The sequence below is a fragment of the Nocardia sp. NPDC052566 genome, from assembly GCF_044547285.1.
In the GTDB taxonomy this organism is placed as follows: Bacteria; Actinomycetota; Actinomycetes; order Mycobacteriales; family Mycobacteriaceae; genus Nocardia.
Window position 1 is genome coordinate 523,599 of sequence record NZ_JBIUAF010000001.1, and the last position, 20,978, is coordinate 544,576.

The 20,978-nt window shown below is 69.4% G+C and carries 1 protein-coding gene (only partly in view); it reads left to right on the plus strand.

Translation table 11 applies throughout. The annotated features are described in order from the left end of the window. Nucleotides 1-20,978, plus strand: the 5' portion of a protein-coding gene (locus ACIG5A_RS02315) for a non-ribosomal peptide synthase/polyketide synthase (protein ID WP_397236799.1). Its footprint extends 7,501 nt past the window's final position; 20,978 of the gene's 28,479 nt are visible here — the first part of the coding sequence; the start codon lies at nt 1-3; the stop codon falls past the right edge of the window.

A 20,978-nucleotide genomic window follows, 5' to 3' on the forward strand; every position in this document is an offset into this window, starting at 1 on the left:
GTGACCGAGCCATGCCCGCTTCACTTTCCGCTGTCGGCCGCGCAGCAGGGAATCTGGTTCGCCCAGCAATTGGCGGGTGCCACCCCGGTGACGAACGCGCTGTGCATCGATCTGCTCGGTGATCTCGATGTCGAGTTGCTGATGGGCTCGTTCTGGCGGGTGGCGGGGGAGTTCGAGGCCGGGCGGTTGCGGCTGCTCGAAGTCGACGGCGCGGTGCGGCAGGTGGTCGACCGTCCGCTGGATGAGCCGACGCGGCTGCTGGATCTGCGTGCCGCGGCCGACCCGGTCGCCGCGGCGCACGAGTGGATGCGCGCGGAATACGGTGAACCCGTTGACTTGCAACGGGATCGGCTGATCGCGACCGCGGTGCTCCGGGTCGGCGACCGGCGCTGGTTCTGGTACGTGCGCGGCCACCACATCGCGCTGGACGCGGTCGGCGCGATGAGCCTGCTGGCCAGGGTCGGCGAGGTGTACACCGCCGCCGTGGCAGGCAGGGAGCCCGCGGCGGCGAAGAATCATGGCCTCGCCGAGCTCGTCGCCGCGGACGAACAGTACCGTGCGTCAGCGCGTTTCGAGACCGACCGGGAATTCTGGCGCGAACAGCTCGACGGTCTGCCCGCGCCCGTCAGCCTCGCCGGGCAGAGCGCGCAGGCCGACGCGCACCCGATCTCGGTGCGCGGAGCATTCTCCGCCGACACCGGCGAGCTGCTCGACGCCGTGGTCAAGGCGACCTCGACGACCGCCGCCGTCCCGATTCTGGCGGCATTCGGGCTGTTCCTCGGCCGGATGACCGATACCGGCGACATCGTGCTCAGCCTGCCGGTGGCGGCCAGGGTCACCACGGCCGCGCGCCGCTCCGGCGGCATGCTGGCCAACACTCTGCCGTTCCGGATCGCCACGGGGCCTCGCGATACCGTGGGCGCGCTGATCGAGGCGACCCAGCGCCGGCTGATCGAGGTGCAGCGCAGGCAGCGGTACCGGCAGGAAGACATGTTCCGCGATATCGGCAGGCTGACACCGCAATCCCAGGTGTTCGGGCCGTATGTCGACCTAATGATGTTCGATACGGCCGTCACGCTCGGCCCGATCACCGGGCAGTGGCAGGTGCTGACCCCCGGGCTGGTCGGCGATCTCTCGGTGAGTTTCTACGCGGGCTCCGGCGAGACGCGCGTCGATTTCGTCGCGAACCACAACCTGTACACCCCGGAAGAGCTTGCGCGGCACCATCATCGGTTCCTCGCCTTCTTCCACGACTTCCTGCGGGCGATCATCGCCGACCCCGCGACACCGGTGCGCGCCGTCGAGCTGCTCGACGCGGACGAGCAGGCACGGCTGCTCGTCCGGCGCGACGACACGGCCGTACCGGTCGATCCGGGATTCACCCTCGTCGACATGTTCCAGCGGCAGGCCGCGAGCACCCCGGACGGCATCGCCGCCGCCGCCGGTGCCGAGCGGCTGACCTATCGGGAACTCGACACCCGTGCCGGACGGCTGGCCGCGGCGCTCGCCGCACGGGGGGCGGGTCCGGAAAGCATTGTCGCGCTGGCACTTCCCCGTGGCCTTCCGCTGGTCACGGCGATGCTCGCGGTGCTGAAAACCGGTGCCGCCTACCTGCCGCTCGACCCGACCACACCGGCCGAGCGCACCGCCTACATCCTCGCCGACGCGCGGCCGCAGCTGGTGCTGGTGGACGACAGCACCGCCGACCTCGTCCGCGAACTCGATGTGGCCCGGCTGCACATCGACCAATTGCCGGACACGGCGGCCGTTTTCGAGAAGCCGGCCGGGCCGCGGCCGGGCAATGCCGCCTATCTCATCTACACCTCCGGCACCACCGGACAGCCGAAGGGCGTCGCCATCACGCACGCCAATGCGGTGTCGTTGTTCACGGGCACACAGTCCTGGTGCGCGTTCGGCGCGGACGATGTGTGGGCGTGGTGTCACTCGCAGGCGTTCGACTTCTCGGTGTGGGAGATCTGGGGCGCGCTGCTGTACGGCGGGCGCGTCGTCGTCGTGCCGCGGGAGACCGCGTATTCGCCCGTGGAGCTGTGGGATCTGGTCGTCGAGCACGGCGTCACCATTCTCAACCAGACACCGTCGGCGTTCTACGCGCTGATCGAATCCCGCGCCGCCGCGACGCGGCATGCCGGATTGCGGATGGTGATATTCGGCGGAGAAGCGCTCGACCCCAGCCGCTTACAGCGCTGGCAACTCGTCGCCGACCCGGACGGTCCGGTGCTGGTGAACATGTACGGCATCACCGAGACCACCGTGCACGTGACCGAACAGGTGCTGAGCGAACAACATCGGCGCGGCGAGCACGGCGTGAGCCCGATCGGGACGCCGCTGGCGAACTTGCGTGCCTATGTACTGGATTCGTGGTTGCGGCCGGTGCCGGTGGGCGTCGCCGGTGAGCTCTATGTGGCCGGAAATCAGGTCGGGCGCGGCTATCACGCGCGGGCGGGATTGACCGCGTCCCGGTTCGTCGCCGACCCGTTCGACGCGAGCGGCACCGGGCGGCTGTATCGCAGCGGCGATATCGTCCGCTGGACGGCGGCGGGCACGCTGGAGTATGTCGGCCGGGTCGACGAGCAGGTGAAGATCCGCGGCTACCGCATCGAACTCGGCGAGATCGAAACGGTGCTCGCCGCCGACGACGCCGTCGCCCGCGCGGTCGTCACCACCCATACCGCCGCGCCGAGCGCACCCGACGACCTGCCCGCCGAACAGCTTGTCGCCTACCTGGTTCCGGATCCGCGATTCGCACCGGTCGCGCTGAAATGCCTGGAGCTGCAACGGACGGGCGTGATCGCGGCGGAGGAACTGCACGAGCTGCCGAACGGCATGCCGATCGTCGGCCGGAACCGGTCGAATATCGAGTTCCTGTACGAGGAGATCTTCGAACGCGAGGAGTACTGCCACGCCGGTCTGACCATCCCCGAAACCGGATGCATCGTCGACGTCGGTTCGCACGTCGGCATGTTCTCCCTCTACGCCAAGCGCAAGTCGCCCGGCGTGAAAATCTATGCGGTCGAGGCGATGCCGGAGCTGCGGCGGATGTACGACGCCAACTCCGCGCTGCACGATCTGGGCGCGACCCTGGTGCCCTACGCGATCGGCGCCGAGGCGACGACCGATATCTTCACCTACTACCCGGAGATGTCGGTGCTGTCCGGCCGCGGGACCGACAGTCACGAGCAGCGCGACATCCTGGAATCGTTCATCCACCACGAATATCAGGCGGAGACCCGCGATGTCGGGGACAGCTATGTCGATCAGCTGATCGATGACCGCTTGGAGTTCGAGCAGGTCGAGGTGCCCATCCGGACCCTGTCGCACATCATCGACGAATACGCCATCCCGCGCATCGACCTGCTCAAAATCGATGTCGAAGGCAGCGAACTCGACGCGCTGCGCGGCATCGACCCGCTCGACTGGCGGTTGATCGACCGGATGGTCATCGAGGTCCACGATGTCGACGACCGGCTCGCCCGTGTCGAAAAGCTGTTGCGCGACCACGAATTCGAGGTCGCGGCGCGGGTATCCCCGAATGTCACCGGCACGGACCTCTACATCGTCTACGCGGTGCGCGAGGGCGTCGATGCAGCCACCGCGCCCGGCGGCGACGCGCAGGCCGGTCTCCTGGAGCCGCACGAGAAGTGGAGTGCGCCAGCCTCTCTGGGCGCACTGCTGCGGCAGCGTCTCGGTGAGCGGCTGCCCGGCTACATGGTGCCGGATGTGGTGATGGTGCTCGACGGGCTGCCGTTGACGGTGAACGGCAAGGTCGACAAGGCCGGATTGCCGGAACCGGTGCTGGCGCGCGCCTGCTATCGTGCGCCGTCCACGGTGATGGAAAACCTGGTGGCCGGGGTATTCGCGGAGGTGCTCGGCCTCGAGCGGGTCGGCCTCGACGACGACTTCTTCGCGCTGGGCGGCAATTCGCTGTCGGCGACGCGGCTGGTGGCGCGGCTGGCCGACGGGGTCGGTGTCGGGGTTGCGGTGCGCGATGTGTTCGAGCGCCCGGCGGTCGAGGGGTTGGCCGAGCTGCTGGTGGCCAGGGTCGCGGGGGCGCCGGTGACCGGTGACGGGCCGCGGCTGGCGCCGATGACGCGCCCGGCGCGCGTGCCTTTGTCGTTCGCGCAGCAGCGGATGTGGTTCGTGAACAGGTTCGCACCCGAGTCGGTGGCGTACAACATTCCGCTGGTGCTGCGGTTGTCCGGCGACCTGGACGTGGCCGCGCTGTCGGCGGCGGTGCTGGATGTGCTTGCGCGCCACGAAGTGTTGCGCACGCGGTATCCGGACGTGGACGGAGTGCCATGCCAAGACGTGGTTCCGGTCGCCGAGTTGGCCGAGGTGCTCGATGCCGACTGGACGCCCGAGCGAGTGGGCGCGGCGTCGGCAGCGGACGCGATCGCCGCCGTCACCTCCTCCGGTTTCGATGTGGCACACCAGATTCCGCTGCGACTGCGGCTGTTGTCGGTGGATACCCGGGAATTCGTCTTGGTGATGCTGATGCACCACATCGGCGCCGACGGGTTCTCCATGGCCCCGCTGGCGCGCGATCTGGCCACCGCCTACGCCGCGAGGTCCGCCGGACGGCAACCGGATTGGGCGCCGCTGCCGGTGCAATACGCGGATTACGCGCTGTGGCAGCGGGAACTGCTCGGCCCGGCCACCGACCCGGAATCGCTGCTGTCACAGCAGCTTCGCTACTGGACCACGCAACTGCACGACCTGCCCGAGGTGCTGGAGTTGCCGGCCGACCGGCCGCGTCCCGCGGTCGCGTCGCATCGCGGGGCCACCTTCGGCTTCGATATCGACCGGCAGGTGGTCACCCGGATGCAGGCGCTGGCGCAGGCGCACGGCGTGACGGTGTTCATGGTGTTCCACGCGGCATTGGCCGTCGTGCTGTCGCGCCTGTCCGGCAGCGGCGACATCGCGGTCGGCACGCCGATCGCGGGCCGTGGGGCGGCGGAGCTGGACGAGCTGGTCGGCATGTTCGTCAACACGATCGTGCTGCGCACCCGTGTCGACGAATCGACGTCGGTCGTCGAGCTGCTGACCAGAATCAGGAGTACCGATCTGGATGCGTTCGCGCACGCGGACGTGCCGTTCGAACAGATCGTGGAGGTGCTCGACCCGCCGCGCAGCCAGGCGCACAATCCGCTGTTCCAGGTGATGCTGGCGTTCCACAACCTCGGCGATGCCAGCTTCGCCTTGCCGGGCCTCGAGGTGCGCGCCTCGGGCGCCGCCACCGGCATCGAACGATTCGACCTGACGCTCACCCTGACCGACACGCCCGATGCTTCGGGGACGATTCCGGTCGAATTGAGTTATGCCACGGATCTTTTCGATGCGTCGACGATCGCGGTGCTCGCTGGACGCCTGCAGCAGGTGTTGCGCGTGATCTCCGATGATCCCGCGGTCCTGGTGCGGGATATCGACGTCCTCTCGGAGCCGGAACGGCAGCGGCTGCTCCGCGCATGGGGGCGCAACGAGACTGCCGTCGGCATGGCGACATTGCCGGAGCTGCTGGCGGCGGCCGCCACCGGTAACCCGGACGGTGACGCGGTCGTGGACGGGGCGCGCCGGGTGTCGTATCGGGAGTTGGATGAGCGCTCGAATCGGCTGGCGCGGTATCTGATCGGGCTCGGCGTCGGTCCGGAGTCGGTGGTCGCCGTCGGTGTCCCGCGTTCGCTGGAGTGGGTGCTCGCGGTCTGGGCGGTAGCCAAGGCCGGGGCGGCGTTCCTGTCGGTGGATCCGGCGCATCCGGTAGATCGCAACCGGTTCGTCTGCGCCGATTCCGCTGTGCGGGTGGGTATTACGGTTGGTGCGCACACACCGGTGCTGCCACAGGAAGGGATGTCGTGGCTGACCGTCGACGATCCTTCCGTGGTGGCCGAGATCGGACGGTGTTCGCACGCGCCGGTGACCGATGCGGAGCGACGGGGTTCGCTGGGGCCGGGTGGTACCACGTATGTCGTCTACACCTCGGGGTCGACCGGGCAGCCGAAGGGTGTCGAGGTCACGCATGCCGGCTTGGCGGCGGCCGTGGCAGATCACGTGAATCGTTGTGCGGTGGGCGCGGATTCGCGGGTGCTCGGCGTGGCCGCCCGGACGTTCGACGCGGCGATTCTGGAGTTGTTGCTTGCCGTATCCGGTGGTGCCGCGCTGGTCATCGCGCCCGCCGATGTATACGGCGGACAGCCACTGTCGGAACTGATGCGTGCGCAGCGGGTCAGCCACGCGTTCTTGACCCCGTCGGTGGCACTGTCGGTGGAGCCTGCCGGGCTCGACACGCTGCGACTCGTGCTGACCGGCGGCGATCGCTGCTCGCCGCAGGTGATTTCGCGGTGGTCGGGCACGGACACCCTGGGGATGCGCCGGGTGCACAACCTGTACGGACCGGCCGAGGCAACCATCTGGGTGACGGGTACCGAGCTGGAGCCGGGCCGCTCGCCCCGTATCGGCAGTCCCATCCCGGGTGTGGCTGTGGCGGTGTTGGATTCGTGGTTGCGTCCGGTGCCGGCGGGTGTGGTGGGCGAATTGTATGTGTCGGGCCCCGGTGTCGCGCGTGGATATCGGGGTCGGCCGGGGTTGACCGCATCGAGTTTTGTGGCGAATCCGTTTGGTGCGCCAGGGGATAGGTTGTATCGAACGGGAGATCTGGTCCGGTGGGCCACGTCCTCCGACGAGGACGGCTCGTGGGAAATGTCCCGGTCGGGGGTCGCGGGTTCACCGCACTCTGCCGAGCAGCAGGACTGGCTCGATGCCGACCGCCAGCAGGACCGCCCCCGCATTCGCATGGACGGGGCTGAGCACGGGGCGCGGGTCACGTCCGAGACCTGTTCGCGGGCAGGCGTGTTGGAGTTCATCGGTCGCGCCGACTTCCAGGTCAAAGTGCGCGGGCAACGGTTGGAGCTGGGCGAGGTCGAGTCCGCGCTGACCGATCTGGACGGTGTCGAGCAGGCCGTGGTGATCGTGCACTTTCCGGACGGCGCCGATGCCGCAGGGGCACGGTTGGTGGCGTACGTGGTGGCGGGCGCGGGATGTGTGCTCGATCCGGCGTGGGTACGGCGTGCGGTCGGTGAGCGGCTGCCCGGTTACATGGTGCCGGATGTGGTGATGGTGCTCGACGAGGTGCCGCTGACCGCGAACGGGAAGGTGGATCAGGCCGGACTGCCCGAACCGGTGTTCCTCCGCGCGTCCTACCGTGCGCCGTCGACGGCGGTCGAAGAGATCGTGACGGCGGTGTTCGCGGAGGTGCTGCGCCTCGAACGGGTCGGTATCGATGACGACTTCTTCGCGGTGGGCGGTGATTCGATCGTCTCGATTCAGGTGGTGGCCAAGGCGCGGGCGCGTGGTGTGGTGTTCGGTCCGCGTGATGTGTTCGAGCAGCGGACCGCGGCGCGTTTGGCGTCGATCGCTCGATCCGTGGACGCCGAGGGTGGCGTCGCCGAGCTCGCCGGTGGTGGCGTGGGGGAGTTGCCGCTGTTGCCGGTGGCGCGGTGGATGGTGGACTGGGGCAAGGGATTCGACCGGTTCGATCAGCACATGGTGCTGCGACTTCCGGTCGGCCTGGACGAGGCCGGATTGCTCGCGAGCCTGCGCGCGCTGCTCGACCGCCACGACATGCTGCGTTCCCGGCTCCGGCACGACGCCGGGAGATGGTCGTTGGTGGTCGCGCCATCGGGAGCCGTCGACGCCACGGCGGTACTGCATCGGCGGGTGCTCGATGCGGGCATCGACCTCGACTCCGAGGCGGGCCGGAACGCGGTGACGCACATCGCGGCCACGGAGCTCGGCATGGCCCTGGGTCAGCTGGATCCGCTGGGCGGCACGATGATTCGGTTCGTATGGATCGACCCTGACGGTCCCGCGAATGCCGCCGCGCCGGGGTGGCTGATCGTGGTGGCCCATCACCTGGCGATCGACGGGGTGTCGTGGCGCGTGCTCGTGCCGGATCTGCTGTCGGCGTTCGAACAGGCCGGTTCCGGTGCGACACCGCTCCTGGCGCCGGTGGGCACCTCGATGCGGCGCTGGGCGCACGGGCTGCTGGCCGCGGCCACCGAGCAGCGGCGTACCGCCGAGCTCGGGCTGTGGCAGCGGATGGTCACCGGTCCCGATCCGCTGTGGGGCGGAAGGGAATTGGATCCGGCGATCGACACCGCCGAGACGCTGGACGAGGTGCGGATCGAGCTGCCGGAACCGGTGACGCGTGCCCTGTTGTCGCGGGTTCCCGCGGTCTTCCACGGCGGCGTGAACGATGGATTGGTCGCGGCATTGGCGGTGGCCGTGCGGATCTGGCGGGCGCGGCGTGGGATCGATGAATCCTCGGTGCTGGTCCGTTTGGAGGGTCACGGTCGTGAGGAGCAGGTGGTCGCGGGTGCGGATCTGTCGCGGACCGTGGGGTGGTTCACGTCGATGTTCCCGGTCCGGTTCGAGCTCGCCGATATCGATGTCGATGATGTCGTGACCGGTGGCGCCGGGGTCGGCGCGGTGGTGCGTGCCGTGAAGGAGACGCTGCGGTCGTTGCCGGACAAGGGAATCGGCTACGGCTTGCTGCGGTATCTCAACGAGGACACCGCGCCGCTGTTGCCGGATCGGATGCCGGGCCGGATCGGCTTCAACTACCTCGGGCAGGCCGGGGTCGCCGATGCGACCGGTGGAATACACGGCGGGCTCGGCGAATTGGCGGTGGCGCCGGATCCGCTGCTGCCGGTGACGCTGGCCGTGGACGTGCACGCGATCGTGATCGATGATCGGCTGCGGGCGACCTTCCGCTTCCCGCGTACCCTGCTGCCGCACGAGGACATCGCCGAACTGGCGGACCTGTGGTCGACCGTATCGACCGCGATCGCCGACCATTCCGCCGCACCGGGCGCGGGCGGCTACTCACCGTCGGATTTCGAGCTGGTCGCGCTCACCCAGGCCGATATCGACGCACTCGAGCGGACGTATCCGTCGTTGACGGATGTGTGGCCGGTGACGCCGTTGCAGGCCGGGTTGCTGTTCCACGCCCAGCTCGCCGATGTCGACGTGTACACCGCGCAGCTGGTGCTGCGCCTGTCGGGCCGGGTGGATCCGGACCGGCTGCGCCGCTCCGCGCTGACGCTGCTGGCCAGGCACGAGGGTTTGCGGACCGCCTACACCACCACCGGTAGCGGTGCCAGCGTGGCCGTCGTCTGTGAAACCGTCGAAATGCCGTGCCGGATCGTCGATCTCACGAACCATCCGGACCAGCGGGTCGGCGTCGCCGAACTCGCCGCGACCGAGAAGGCGCGTCGTTTCGATCCGGCGCGCCCGCCGCTGCTGCGCTGCGTACTGGCAGAGCTCGGCCCCGAGCAGTGGGCGCTGGTGCTGACCAATCACCATGTGATCCTCGACGGCTGGTCGTGGCCGCTGCTGATCACCGAACTGTTCACCCACTACTCCGGTGACGAGACGATCGCCGCCGCCGGATCGTATCGGGACTTCCTGTCGTGGCTGGCCGCTCGTGACCGCGGCGCCGCCGCGACCGCGTGGCGCGCGGCACTCGCCGGCGCCGAACCGACGCTGATCGACGGCACCGGCACGAATTCCGGTGCGGTGGTGGATCACTCGTTCACCATCGACGACGCCATCACTCGCGATCTGGTGGCCGCCGCGGCCACCGCCGGGGTGACGGTCAATACCGTGCTGCAGTCGGCATGGGCGATGCTGATCGGCCAGTGGAGTGGCCGCGACGATGTGCTCTTCGGCGCCACCGTCTCGGGGCGTCCCGGGGAATTGCCCGCCGCGCAGCGCACCATCGGGTTGTTCATCAACACCATCCCGACGCGGATCCGGTTCGATCCCGCCGAGACGCTCGGCGGCCTGTGGGCCCGTGTCCACGACGAGCAAGCCGCATTGCTCGACCACCACCACGTCGGGCTGACCGATATCCACGCGCTCACCGGCCACGACAGCCTGTTCGACACCGTCATGGTGCTGGAGTCGTATCCCGTTGACGTGCACAGCATCCGGGATGTCACCGGGCGCGCGGAGCTGGAGATCACCGAGGTCGGCGCGACCGACTCGACGCACTATCCACTGACTTGCAGCGTCACCATGCACGACGGCATGCGGATCCGGTTGCAGTACCGGCCCGAGGTATTCGACGCGGCGACGGTCGGCGCGTTCGCCCAGCGCCTGCGAGACATGCTGTGCGCGATGACCGCCGGTCCCGCCGTCCCGGTGCGCGAGATCGCGGCGGTGCCCGCGCCCGAACGGCAACTGCTGCTCGACCGTGGGCGCGGCAACGCCGTCGATCCCCGCGACGCGGCGGCGACACTGCCGGAGCTGCTGGCCGCCGCGGTCGCTGCCGAACCCGGAGCGGACGCGGTCGTCGACGGGGAGCGGCGCCTCTCGTACCGCGAGCTCGACGAGTGCTCGAATCGGCTGGCGCGCTATTTGATCGAACACGGCGCCGGGCCGGAGTCGGTGGTCGCGATCGGCCTGCCGCGCTCGCTGGAGTGGGTGCTCGCGGTGTGGGCGATCACGAAGGCCGGTGCCGGTTTCGTGTCGCTGGATCCCGGGCATCCGCTGGATCGGAATCGGTTCATGTGCACTGATTCCGGTGTCGCGGTGGGTATTACCGTGTGTCGGTATGTGGCGGCCTTGCCGCGGGATGGTATGTCGTGGCTGGTCGTGGACGATCCTGCCGAGGCGGTCCGAATCGAGCGATGCGCGTCGGACCTGCTGACCGATGCGGATCGGCACGCGATGCTGCGGCCGGGTAACACCGCGTACGTCGTCTACACCTCGGGATCAACCGGGCTTCCGAAGGGCGTCGCGGTCACCCATACCGGACTGGCCGCCGTGTGCGGTGAACAGCGGCAGCGTTTCGGTATGGGACCCGATGCGCGGGTGCTGAGCGTCGCCGCGCGCACATTCGACGCGGCCGTCTTCGAGTTGCTGCTCGCGGTATCCGGTGGTGCGGCCATGGTGATGGCGCCCGCGGATGTGTATGGCGGACAACCACTTGCCGAGCTGTTGCGGGCCGAGCGTGTCACCCACGCCGTGCTCACTCCGTCCGTCGCGACCATGATGGACACTGCGGGACTCGACGATCTGGCGGTACTGCTCACCGCGGGCGAAGCGTGCCCGCCCGCGCTGGTGACGCGGTGGTCGCGTACCGATGCCGCGCGAACGCGCAAGGTGCACAACCTGTACGGCCCGGCGGAGGCCACCATCTGGGTGACCGGCAGCGCCGAATTGGGTGCCGGTGACGCGATCACCATGGGTTCGGTGATCGGCGGGATGTCCGCGCTGGTACTGGATTCGTGGTTGCGCCCGGTGCCTGCCGGTGTGGTGGGTGAGCTGTATGTGTCGGGTCACGGTGTGGCGCGGGGGTATCGGGGTCGTGCCGGGTTGTCCGCGGCGCGGTTCGTGGCGAATCCGTTCGGTGCGCCGGGCGATCGGCTGTACCGGACCGGGGATCTGGTGCGCTGGGTGAACGACGAGTCCGCCTCGGGGGCAGGGATATTGGCCTTTGCGGGGCGCGCCGACTTCCAGGTGAAGGTACGCGGGCAGCGGCTCGAATTGGGTGAGGTCGAAGCGGCTCTGACGGATCTGGCCGGTATCGAGCAGGCCGTGGTGCTCGCGGGGGCGCGGCTGGTCGCCTATGTGGCGGGCGCCGCCGTACCGGATCCGGCGCGCATCAGGCGGCTGGTCGGGCAGCGGCTGCCTGGGTTCATGGTGCCCGATGTGGTGATGGTGCTCGACGCGTTGCCGCTGACGGTGAACGGGAAGGTCGACAAGGCCGGATTGCCCGAGCCGGTGCTGACGCGTGCGCGCTATCGGGCGCCGTCGACGGCGCTGGAACAGGCGGTGGCCGAGGTGTTCACCGAGGTACTCGGGGCGGATCGGGTCGGCCTCGACGACGATTTCTTCGCGCTCGGCGGGAATTCGCTGTCGGCGACGCGCTTGGTGGCCCGGCTCGCCGATGGCACGGGCGTCGGCGTCGGCGTGCGCGACGTCTTCGAAGCGCCCGTGGTCGGTGCGCTGGCCGCGATACTGGCCGCGCGGGTCGCGGGAATGCCGATGCGCGAGGCCCTTCCGCCGACGGTGCGGGCACGTCCGGATCGGCTGCCGCTGTCGTATGCGCAGCAACGGATGTGGTTCGTGAACCGGTTCGCACCCGACTCGGTCGCGTACAGCATCCCGCTGGTGCTCCGGCTGTCGGGCGCGCTGGATGTGGCCGCGCTGTCGGCGGCCGTGCTGGATGTGCTTGCCCGCCACGAGGTATTGCGCACCCGGTATCCGGATGTGGATGGCGTGCCGTTCCAGCAGATCGTGCCGGTGGCCGCCGCGGCCGCCGCGATGGATCTCGATCTGGCGCCGCTGCCGGTCGGGGAGACCGAGTTGGCGGCCGCGGTCGCCGGTGTCGTTGCGACGAGTTTCGATATCGCCGAACGGATTCCGTTGCGGGCGCGGTTGTTCGCGCTGGGGCGCGCGGAGTTCGTGGTGGTGATGGTGATCCACCACATCAGCGCGGACGGCTTCTCGATGGGGCCATTGGCGCGGGATCTGGCCACGGCCTACGCGGCGCGTTGCACCGGGCGGCAACCGGACTGGCGGCCGCTGCCGGTGCAGTACGCGGATTACACCCTGTGGCAGCGGGAACTGCTCGGCGCGCCGAGCGATCCGGAATCCACACTGTCGCACCAGCTCCGGTATTGGGCCGGGCAATTGGACGGACTGCCCGAGGTGCTGGAGCTGCCCACCGATCGCCCGCGCCCGCCGGTGGCGTCCCATCGCGGCGCGACCACCGGCTTCACGATCGACGCGGAGGTCGTCACCGGATTGCGGAGTCTCGCACGGTCGCAAGGCGTCACGGTGTTCATGGTCTTCCACGCGGCACTGGCGATCGTGCTGTCGCGGCTGTCGGGTAGCGCCGATATCGCGATCGGTACGCCGGTGGCGGGGCGTGGCGCTGCGGCGCTCGACGATCTGGTCGGCATGTTCGTCAACACGATCGTGCTGCGTGCCAGGGTGGACGAATCGGTGCCGTTCACCGAATTGCTCGCCGAGATCCGGGGTGTCGACCTGGACGGGTTCGCACATGCGGAAGTGCCGTTCGAACAGGTGGTGGAGACGCTGGATCCGCCGCGCAGCCAGGCGCACAATCCGCTGTTCCAGGTGCTGCTCGCCTTCCACAACCTCGACAGCGCCGCTATCGCGTTCCCCGGCCTCGAGGTACGCGCCACCGGCGCCGAAACCGGTGTCGAGCGTTTCGATCTCACGCTGACACTGGCCGACATCCCGGATCGCGACGGTCCGCTCGCTGTCGATATGAGTTACGCCACCGATCTTTTCGATGCGGCCACCGTCACCGCTTTCGCCGAGCACCTGCGCCGGGTGTTGTGTGCCGTCACGACCGATCCCACCGTCGCGGTGCGTGCGATCGACATGCTGTCGGCGCCCGAACGCCGTCAGCTCCTCCGTGAGTGGGGCGGGAACGATCGGGTCGTCGCGCTCGACACCTTGCCGGGTCTGCTCGCGGCGGCAGCCGCCGCCAACCCGGATGGCGATGCGGTCGTACTGGGACAGGGACGGCTCTCGTATCGCGAGCTGGATGAGTGCTCGAATCGGTGGGCGCGGTACCTGATCGAGCACGGCGCCGGTCCGGAATCGGTGGTCGCGATCGCGGTGCCGCGCTGCATCGAATGGGTGCTCGCGGCCTGGGCGGTCACCAAGACCGGCGCCGCGTTCCTCTCGCTCGACCCTGCGCATCCACAGGACCGCAACCGGCTCATATGCGCCGATTCCGGTGTGCTGGTGGGTATTACACTGGACCGCCACGGCACCGCAGTGCCCGTGCATGACGTGAACTGGCTGGTGATCGACGATCCCGCCGCGGCGGAACGGATCGGCAGGTGCTCGCCGGATCCGGTGACCGACGCCGATCGCCGCGGGATGTTGCGGCCGGGCAACACCGCCTACGTCGTCTACACGTCGGGGTCGACGGGGCGGCCGAAGGGTGTCGAGGTCACCCACGCCGGGCTCGCGGCGGTGGCGGCCGCTCAGCGCAGTCGCTATGGGGTAGCGGCGGATTCACGGGTACTCGGCGTCTCCGCACGGACCTTCGACGCGGCGGTGCTCGAACTGCTGCTCGTCGCTCCCGCGGGCGCCGTCCTGGTGCTCGCGCCCGGTGATGTGTACGGCGGGCAACCGCTGACCGCGCTGATGCGCGCCGAGCGCGTCAGCCACACCTTCCTGACGCCGTCGGTCGCGCAGTCGATCGATCCGGAAGGGCTCGACGACCTGCGGGTCGCCGCGGTCGGCGGTGAGCGCTATTCGCCTGCGCTGGTCGAGCGCTGGTCGCCCGCGGGCACGCGGCGACGGTTCTACAACACCTACGGGCCGACCGAGACCACGATCATCATGATGATCAGTGACCGGCTGCGCGCGGGTGATCCGATCGTGCTCGGCACCGCGATCGACGGCATGGGTGTGCTCGTCCTCGATGGCTGGCTGCGGCCGGTACCGGCGGGCGTGGTCGGCGAGCTGTATGTCTCGGGCGCCGGTGTGGCACGGGGATATCGGGGTCGCGCGGACCTGACGGCCTCCCGGTTCGTGGCGAATCCGTATGGGGCACACGGCGATCGGTTGTACCGAACCGGAGATCTGGTGCGCTGGAGCGCCGATGGCGTGCTCGCCTTCGTCGGCCGTGCCGATTTCCAGGTCAAGGTGCGCGGGCAGCGGCTGGAGCTCGGCGAGGTCGAGGCCGCGCTGACCGACCTGGACGGTGTCGAGCAGGCGGTGGTGATCGTGCACACCCCGGCGGACGCCGCCGTGCGGCTGGTGGCCTACGTGCTGGCCACGGCGGGACGCACGCCGGATCCAGAGCAGCTCAGGCAGTCGGTCGGTGCGCGCCTGCCCGGCTACATGGTGCCGGATGTGGTGATGGTGCTCGACGCGTTCCCGTTGACCAGCAGCGGCAAGGTCGATCGCCGCGGGCTGCCCGAACCGGTGCGCGTCGTGCGCGCCTTCCGCGCGCCGTCCACCGCGGCCGAGCGGATCGTTGCCGCGGTGTTCGCGGAGGTGCTCGGCATCGATCGCGTCGGCGTCGACGACGACTTCTTCGCGCTCGGCGGCGATTCGATCGTCTCGATCCAGGTGGTCGCCAAGGCGCGGGCACACGGGGTGGCGTTCGGCCCGCGAGATGTGTTCGAGCAGCGCACCGTCGCGCGATTGGCGCAATGCGCACGAGCGGCCGATGCCGCGCTCGCGCTGGCAGAGCTCGCCGGTGGCGGGGTCGGTGAGCTGCCGCTGCTTCCGGTCGCGCGCTGGATGGTGGACTGGGGCACGGGATTCGACCGATTCGATCAGCACGTGGTGTTGCGGCTGCCCGCCGGTGTGGGCGAGGCGGACGTGCTGGCGGCCGTCGCCGCGCTGCTCGATGGCCACGACATGCTGCGCTCGACCCTGCGGCGCACGGACTCCGGCGCGTGGTCGCTGGTGGCGGCCGCACCCGGCGCCGTCGACGCGGCCACGGTACTGCATCGCCGGGTACTCGACGCCGGGATCGATGTCGATACCGAGGCGGGCCGAAACGCGGTGGCGCACACCGCTACTGGTGCGTTGGACGCCGCGTCGGAGCTGCTGGATCCGGCTGGTGGCGCGATGGTGCGTTTCGTCTGGCTCGATACCGTCGACGCCGAGCCGGGCTGGTTGATCGTGCTCGCACACCACCTGGTGGTCGACGGAGTGTCGTGGCGCGTGCTCGTGCCCGACCTGCTGTCGGCGCTCGAACAGGCCGGTGCCGGCACGGTGCCGGTGCTCGCGCCGGTGGGCACCTCGATGCGGCGGTGGGCGCACGGACTGGTCGCCGAGGCGCATGCACCGGAGCGGGTGGCGGAACTCGAACTGTGGCAGTCGATGGTTTCCGGCGCGGATCCACTCTGGGGCGGACGGGAATTGGATCCACTGACCGATACCGCCGCGGTACTCGAGCAGGTCGGGATCGACCTGCCGGAGTCGGTGACCACGGCGCTGCTGACCACGGTGCCCACCGCATTCCACGGCGGTGTCAACGATGGATTGCTCGCGGCATTGGCGGTGGCCGTGCGGATGTGGCGCGGCCGCCGCGGCATCGACGAGCCGTCGGTGCTCGTCCGCTTGGAAGGCCACGGCCGCGAGGAACAGGTCGTCGCCGGTGCGGATCTGTCGCGCACGGTCGGCTGGTTCACCTCCATGTTCCCCGTACGCTTCGAGCTGAGCGGCATCGATATCGACGAACTCGAGGTCGGCGCCGTGGTGCGTGCGGTGAAGGAGACGTTGCGATCGTTGCCGGACAAGGGAATCGGCTACGGCTTGCTGCGGTATCTCAACGAGGAGACCGCGGCACTGCTGCCGGATCGGATGCCGGGCCGGATCGGATTCAACTATCTCGGACGGGTTTCCAGCGCCGACGCCGGAGCGGGCGGCGTACACGGCGGGCTCGGTGAGCTGGGCGTGGCGCCGGACCCGCGGATGCCGGTGACCGTGGCGGTGGATGTGAGCGCCATCGTCATCGACGAACGGCTCGAAGCGACCTTCCGGTTCCCGCACACGCTGTTGAGCCGGGCAGACGTCGACGAGCTGGCCGAACTGTGGTCGACCGTGCTGACCGCGATCGCCGAATACGCCGGAACACCCGGCGCCGGTGGGCATTCCCCATCGGACTTCGACCTGATCCGGTTGACCCAATCCGAGGTCACCGCGCTCGAACTCGCGTATCCCTCGCTGTCCGACGTGTGGCCGCTGACCCCGTTGCAGGCCGGGCTGCTGTTCCATGCGCGACTGGCCGACACCGCGGCCGATGTCTACACCGTGCAGATGGTGCTGCACCTGAGCGGCGAGCTCGACCCGCAACGCCTGCGGCACGCCGCGGCGACACTGCTGGACCGGCACCAAGGTCTGCGGACCGCCTACACCACCCTGGACAGCGGCACGAGTGTGGCCGTCCTCGCGGAGCGCGTCGAATTGCCGTGGCGGGTGGTCGATCTCGGCGGTCACGCCGATCCCGAAGCGCGGCTTGTCGAACTGGCCGCCGCGGAGAAGGCGCAGCGCATCGATCCGGCCGCGGCGCCACTGCTGCGATTCACGCTCGCCGAGCTCGGTGGCGACCGGTGGGCGTTGATCCTGACCAACCATCACCTGATCCTGGACGGCTGGTCATGGCCGCTGCTGATCACGGATCTGTTCACCCACTACGCCGGCGGTGCATCGGCCGAGATGCCCGGTCGGTACCGAGACTTCTTGGCATGGTTGGCGACTCGTGATCGTGCTGCCGCGCTCGCCGCGTGGGCCACCGCGCTCGACGGTGTCGAGCCCACCCTGCTCGCCGGTGGCGCTGAGGCCGGGTCACCGTCGGTGGCCGATCAGTCGATCACCCTGAACGGCGCCGACACCCGCGCGCTGGTGGACGCCGCGGCTACGGCGGGCGTGACAGTCAACACCGTGTTGCAGTCGGCCTGGGCGATCATGGTGGCGCAGTTGACCGGTCGCACCGATGTGGTATTCGGCGCGACCGTGTCCGGGCGTCCGGGCGACCTGCCCGCCGCGGACCGCACGATCGGGCTGTTCATCAACACCATCCCGACCCGGGTGCGCATGGCCCCCACCGAGACCGTGTCCGAGCTGTGGGCGCGCCTGCACACCGAACAGACCGCACTGCTCGACCATCATCACGTCGGCCTGCCTGATATCCACGCGCTCACCGGCACCGACAGCCTCTTCGATACGTTGATGGTGCTCGAGTCCTATCCCGTCGACATCCACGATCTCGAGCACGCCGCCGGACACGGCAACCTCGAGATCACCCGGGCCGGTGCCACCGATGCGACGCACTACCCGTTGGCCTGCACCATGATCCTGCGGGACACGCTGCGGATTCGGCTCCAATATCAGCCCGAGGTGTTCGGCGCGGCCGAGATCGCGATAGTCGGCGAACGGTTGCGGCGGGTGCTGTGCGCGATCGCGGCCGATCCGGCGGTGCCGGTGCGCGAGATCGACGTCGTCGCCGAGCCGGAGCGGCAGCTGCTCCTGCGCGAATGGGGCCGGGGCGAGGTCGCCGACGGCGCGATGACGTTGCCCGAGCTGCTGGCCACCGCGGCAGCCGGTAGTCCGAGCGGTGATGCGGTCGTGGACGGTGGCCGCCGGGTGTCGTATCGGGAGTTGGATGCGCGCTCGAATCGGTTGGCGCGGTACCTGATCGGGCTCGGGGTCGGTCCGGAGTCGGTGGTCGCGGTGGGGGTGCCGCGTTCGCTGGAGTGGGTGCTCGCGGTGTGGGCGGTCGCGAAGGCGGGTGCGGCGTTCCTGTCGGTGGATCCGGCGCATCCGGTGGAGCGCAACCGGTTCGTGTGCGCCGATTCCGGTGTGCTCGTCGGCCTTACGGTGGCCGGGCGGCGGGCGGCGCTGCCGGACGACGTGTCGTGGCTGACCGTCGACCACCTCGACCTGACGTCACTCGGCGATGCCGCGGTGACGGACGCGGACCGGCATCGGCGGGTGCGGCCGGGCAATACGGCCTACGTCGTCTACACCTCCGGCTCGACGGGCCAGCCGAAGGGCGTCGAGGTCACCCATGCCGGGTTGGCGGCCGCGGTGGCCGATCACGTGAATCGCGGTGCGGTGGATACTGATTCGCGTGTCCTCGGGGTGGCTGCCCGGACCTTCGACGCGGCGGTTCTCGAGCTGCTGCTCGCCGTCTCCGGTGGCGCGGTGTACGTGGTGGCGCCCGACGACGTCTACGGTGGCGAGCCGCTGCGGGCATTGCTGCGGGACCACCGGGTGACCCACGCGTTCCTGACGCCTTCTGTCGCACTGTCGTTCGATGCGGACGGGCTCGACGAGCTGCGGGTCGTATCGACCGGCGGTGATCGGTGTCCGCAGCAGTTGGTGACGCGGTGGTCCGGTACCGACGCCGCGGGGCGGCGGCGCGTGCACAATCTCTACGGTCCCGCCGAGGCGACGATCTGGGTGACCGGAACGGAATTGACGCCCGGACGGACCGTCGGGATCGGCCGCCCGATTCCCGGGGTGTCCGCGCTGGTGCTGGATTCCTGGCTGCGCCCGGTGCCCGCCGGTGCGGTGGGCGAGCTGTACGTGTCGGGATCCGGTGTCGCGCGCGGATATCGGGGGCGGACGGAGCTGACCGCGGCGCGGTTTGTCGCGAATCCGTATGGCGCGCCGGGGAATCGGCTGTATCGGACCGGAGATATGGTCCGGTGGACCGCCGACGGCGTGCTGGTCTTCGTCGGCCGGGCCGACTTCCAGGTGAAGGTGCGCGGGCAGCGGCTGGAGCTGGGTGAGGTCGAGGCGGCACTGACGGACCTGTACGGCATCGAACAGGCCGTGGCGCTCGTGCACGCCACCGACACCGGCGGCGTGCGTGTGGTGGCGTACGTGGTGGCAGGGCCGGGCAGCGAAACGGATCCGATGCGATTGCGGGAGCTGGTCGGTCACCGGTTACCGGCGTACATGGTGCCCGATGTGGTGATGGTGCTCGACGCGCTGCCGCTGACCAGCAGTGGGAAGGTCGACCGCCGGGCACTGCCGGAACCGGTGAGCGCGCCGCAGCTGTTCCGCGCACCGTCGAGCGCGACCGAAGAGGTGGTGGCGCAGGCATTCGCGGAGGTGCTCGGCGTCGAACGGATCGGTGTCGACGACGATTTCTTCGTACTCGGCGGTGATTCGATCGTCTCGATTCAGGTGGTGGCCAAGGCGCGGGCGCGTGGTGTGGCGTTCGGTCCGCGTGATGTGTTCGAGCAGCGGACCCCGGCGCGGCTGGCGTCGATCGCCCGGTCGACAGTCGAGGGCGCTGTCGCCGAGCTCGCCGGTGGTGGCGTGGGGGAGATGCCGCTGTTGCCGGTGGCGCGGTGGATGGTGGACTGGGGCAAGGGATTCGACCGGTTCGATCAGCACGTGGTGGTGAACATCCCGGCCGGTGTGCGCGAGACCGGTGTGATCGCCGCGGTCGGCGCGGTGCTCGACCGGCATGACATGCTGCGCTCCCGGCTGCGGCACAGCGAGGCGGGGGAATGGTCACTGGTGGTCGATCCGCCGGGTGCGGTGTCCGCCGCCGCGGTGGTGCGGCGGTGTGCGGTACCGGATCGAAACGCGCTGGCGGACATCGCCACTGAGCAGCTGAATGCCGCGCTCGACCGGTTGGATCCGGCGGCCGGGGCGATGGTGCGGTTCGTGTGGCTCGATCCGGCCGACGGCGATGGGCATGGGCCGAGCTGGTTGCTCGTGGTCGCGCATCACCTGGTGATCGACGGCGTGTCGTGGCGCGTGCTGGTGCCCGATCTGCTGTCCGCGTTCGACCGGATCGGTGCCGATGCCGAGCCGGAGCTGGCGCCGGTGGGTACCTCGATGCGGCGCTGGGCGCACGGGCTGGCGGAGGCGGCGCGTGAGCCGCGGCGCGTGGCGGAATTGCCCCTGTGGCAGGACATGATCACCGGCACCGATCCGCTCTGGGGTGGCAGGGAATTGGATCCGGCGATCGACACCGCGTCGACGCTCGAGCAGGTGGAGACGGAACTGCCGGAATCGGTGACGCGCGCGTTGCTGTCCAGGGTTCCCGCCGTTTTCTACGGCGGGGTCAACGATGGGCTGCTGGCGGCATTGGCGGTGGCCGTACGAATCTGGCGTGCGCGGCGCGGGATCGATGAGTCCACCGTGCTTGTCCGCTTGGAAGGGCACGGTCGCGAGGAGCAGGTGCTCGCGGGTGCGGATCTGTCGCGGACGGTGGGGTGGTTCACGTCGATGTTCCCGGTGCGGTTCGAGCTCGCGGGCATCGATCTCGACGAGGTGACCGCTGGCGGTGAACAGATCGCTGCGGTAGTGCGTTCGGTGAAAGAGACGCTGCGGTCGTTGCCGGACAAGGGAATCGGCTACGGCTTGCTGCGGTATCTCAACGAGGACACCGCTGCCGAGCTGCCGGATCGGATGCCTGGCCGGATCGGCTT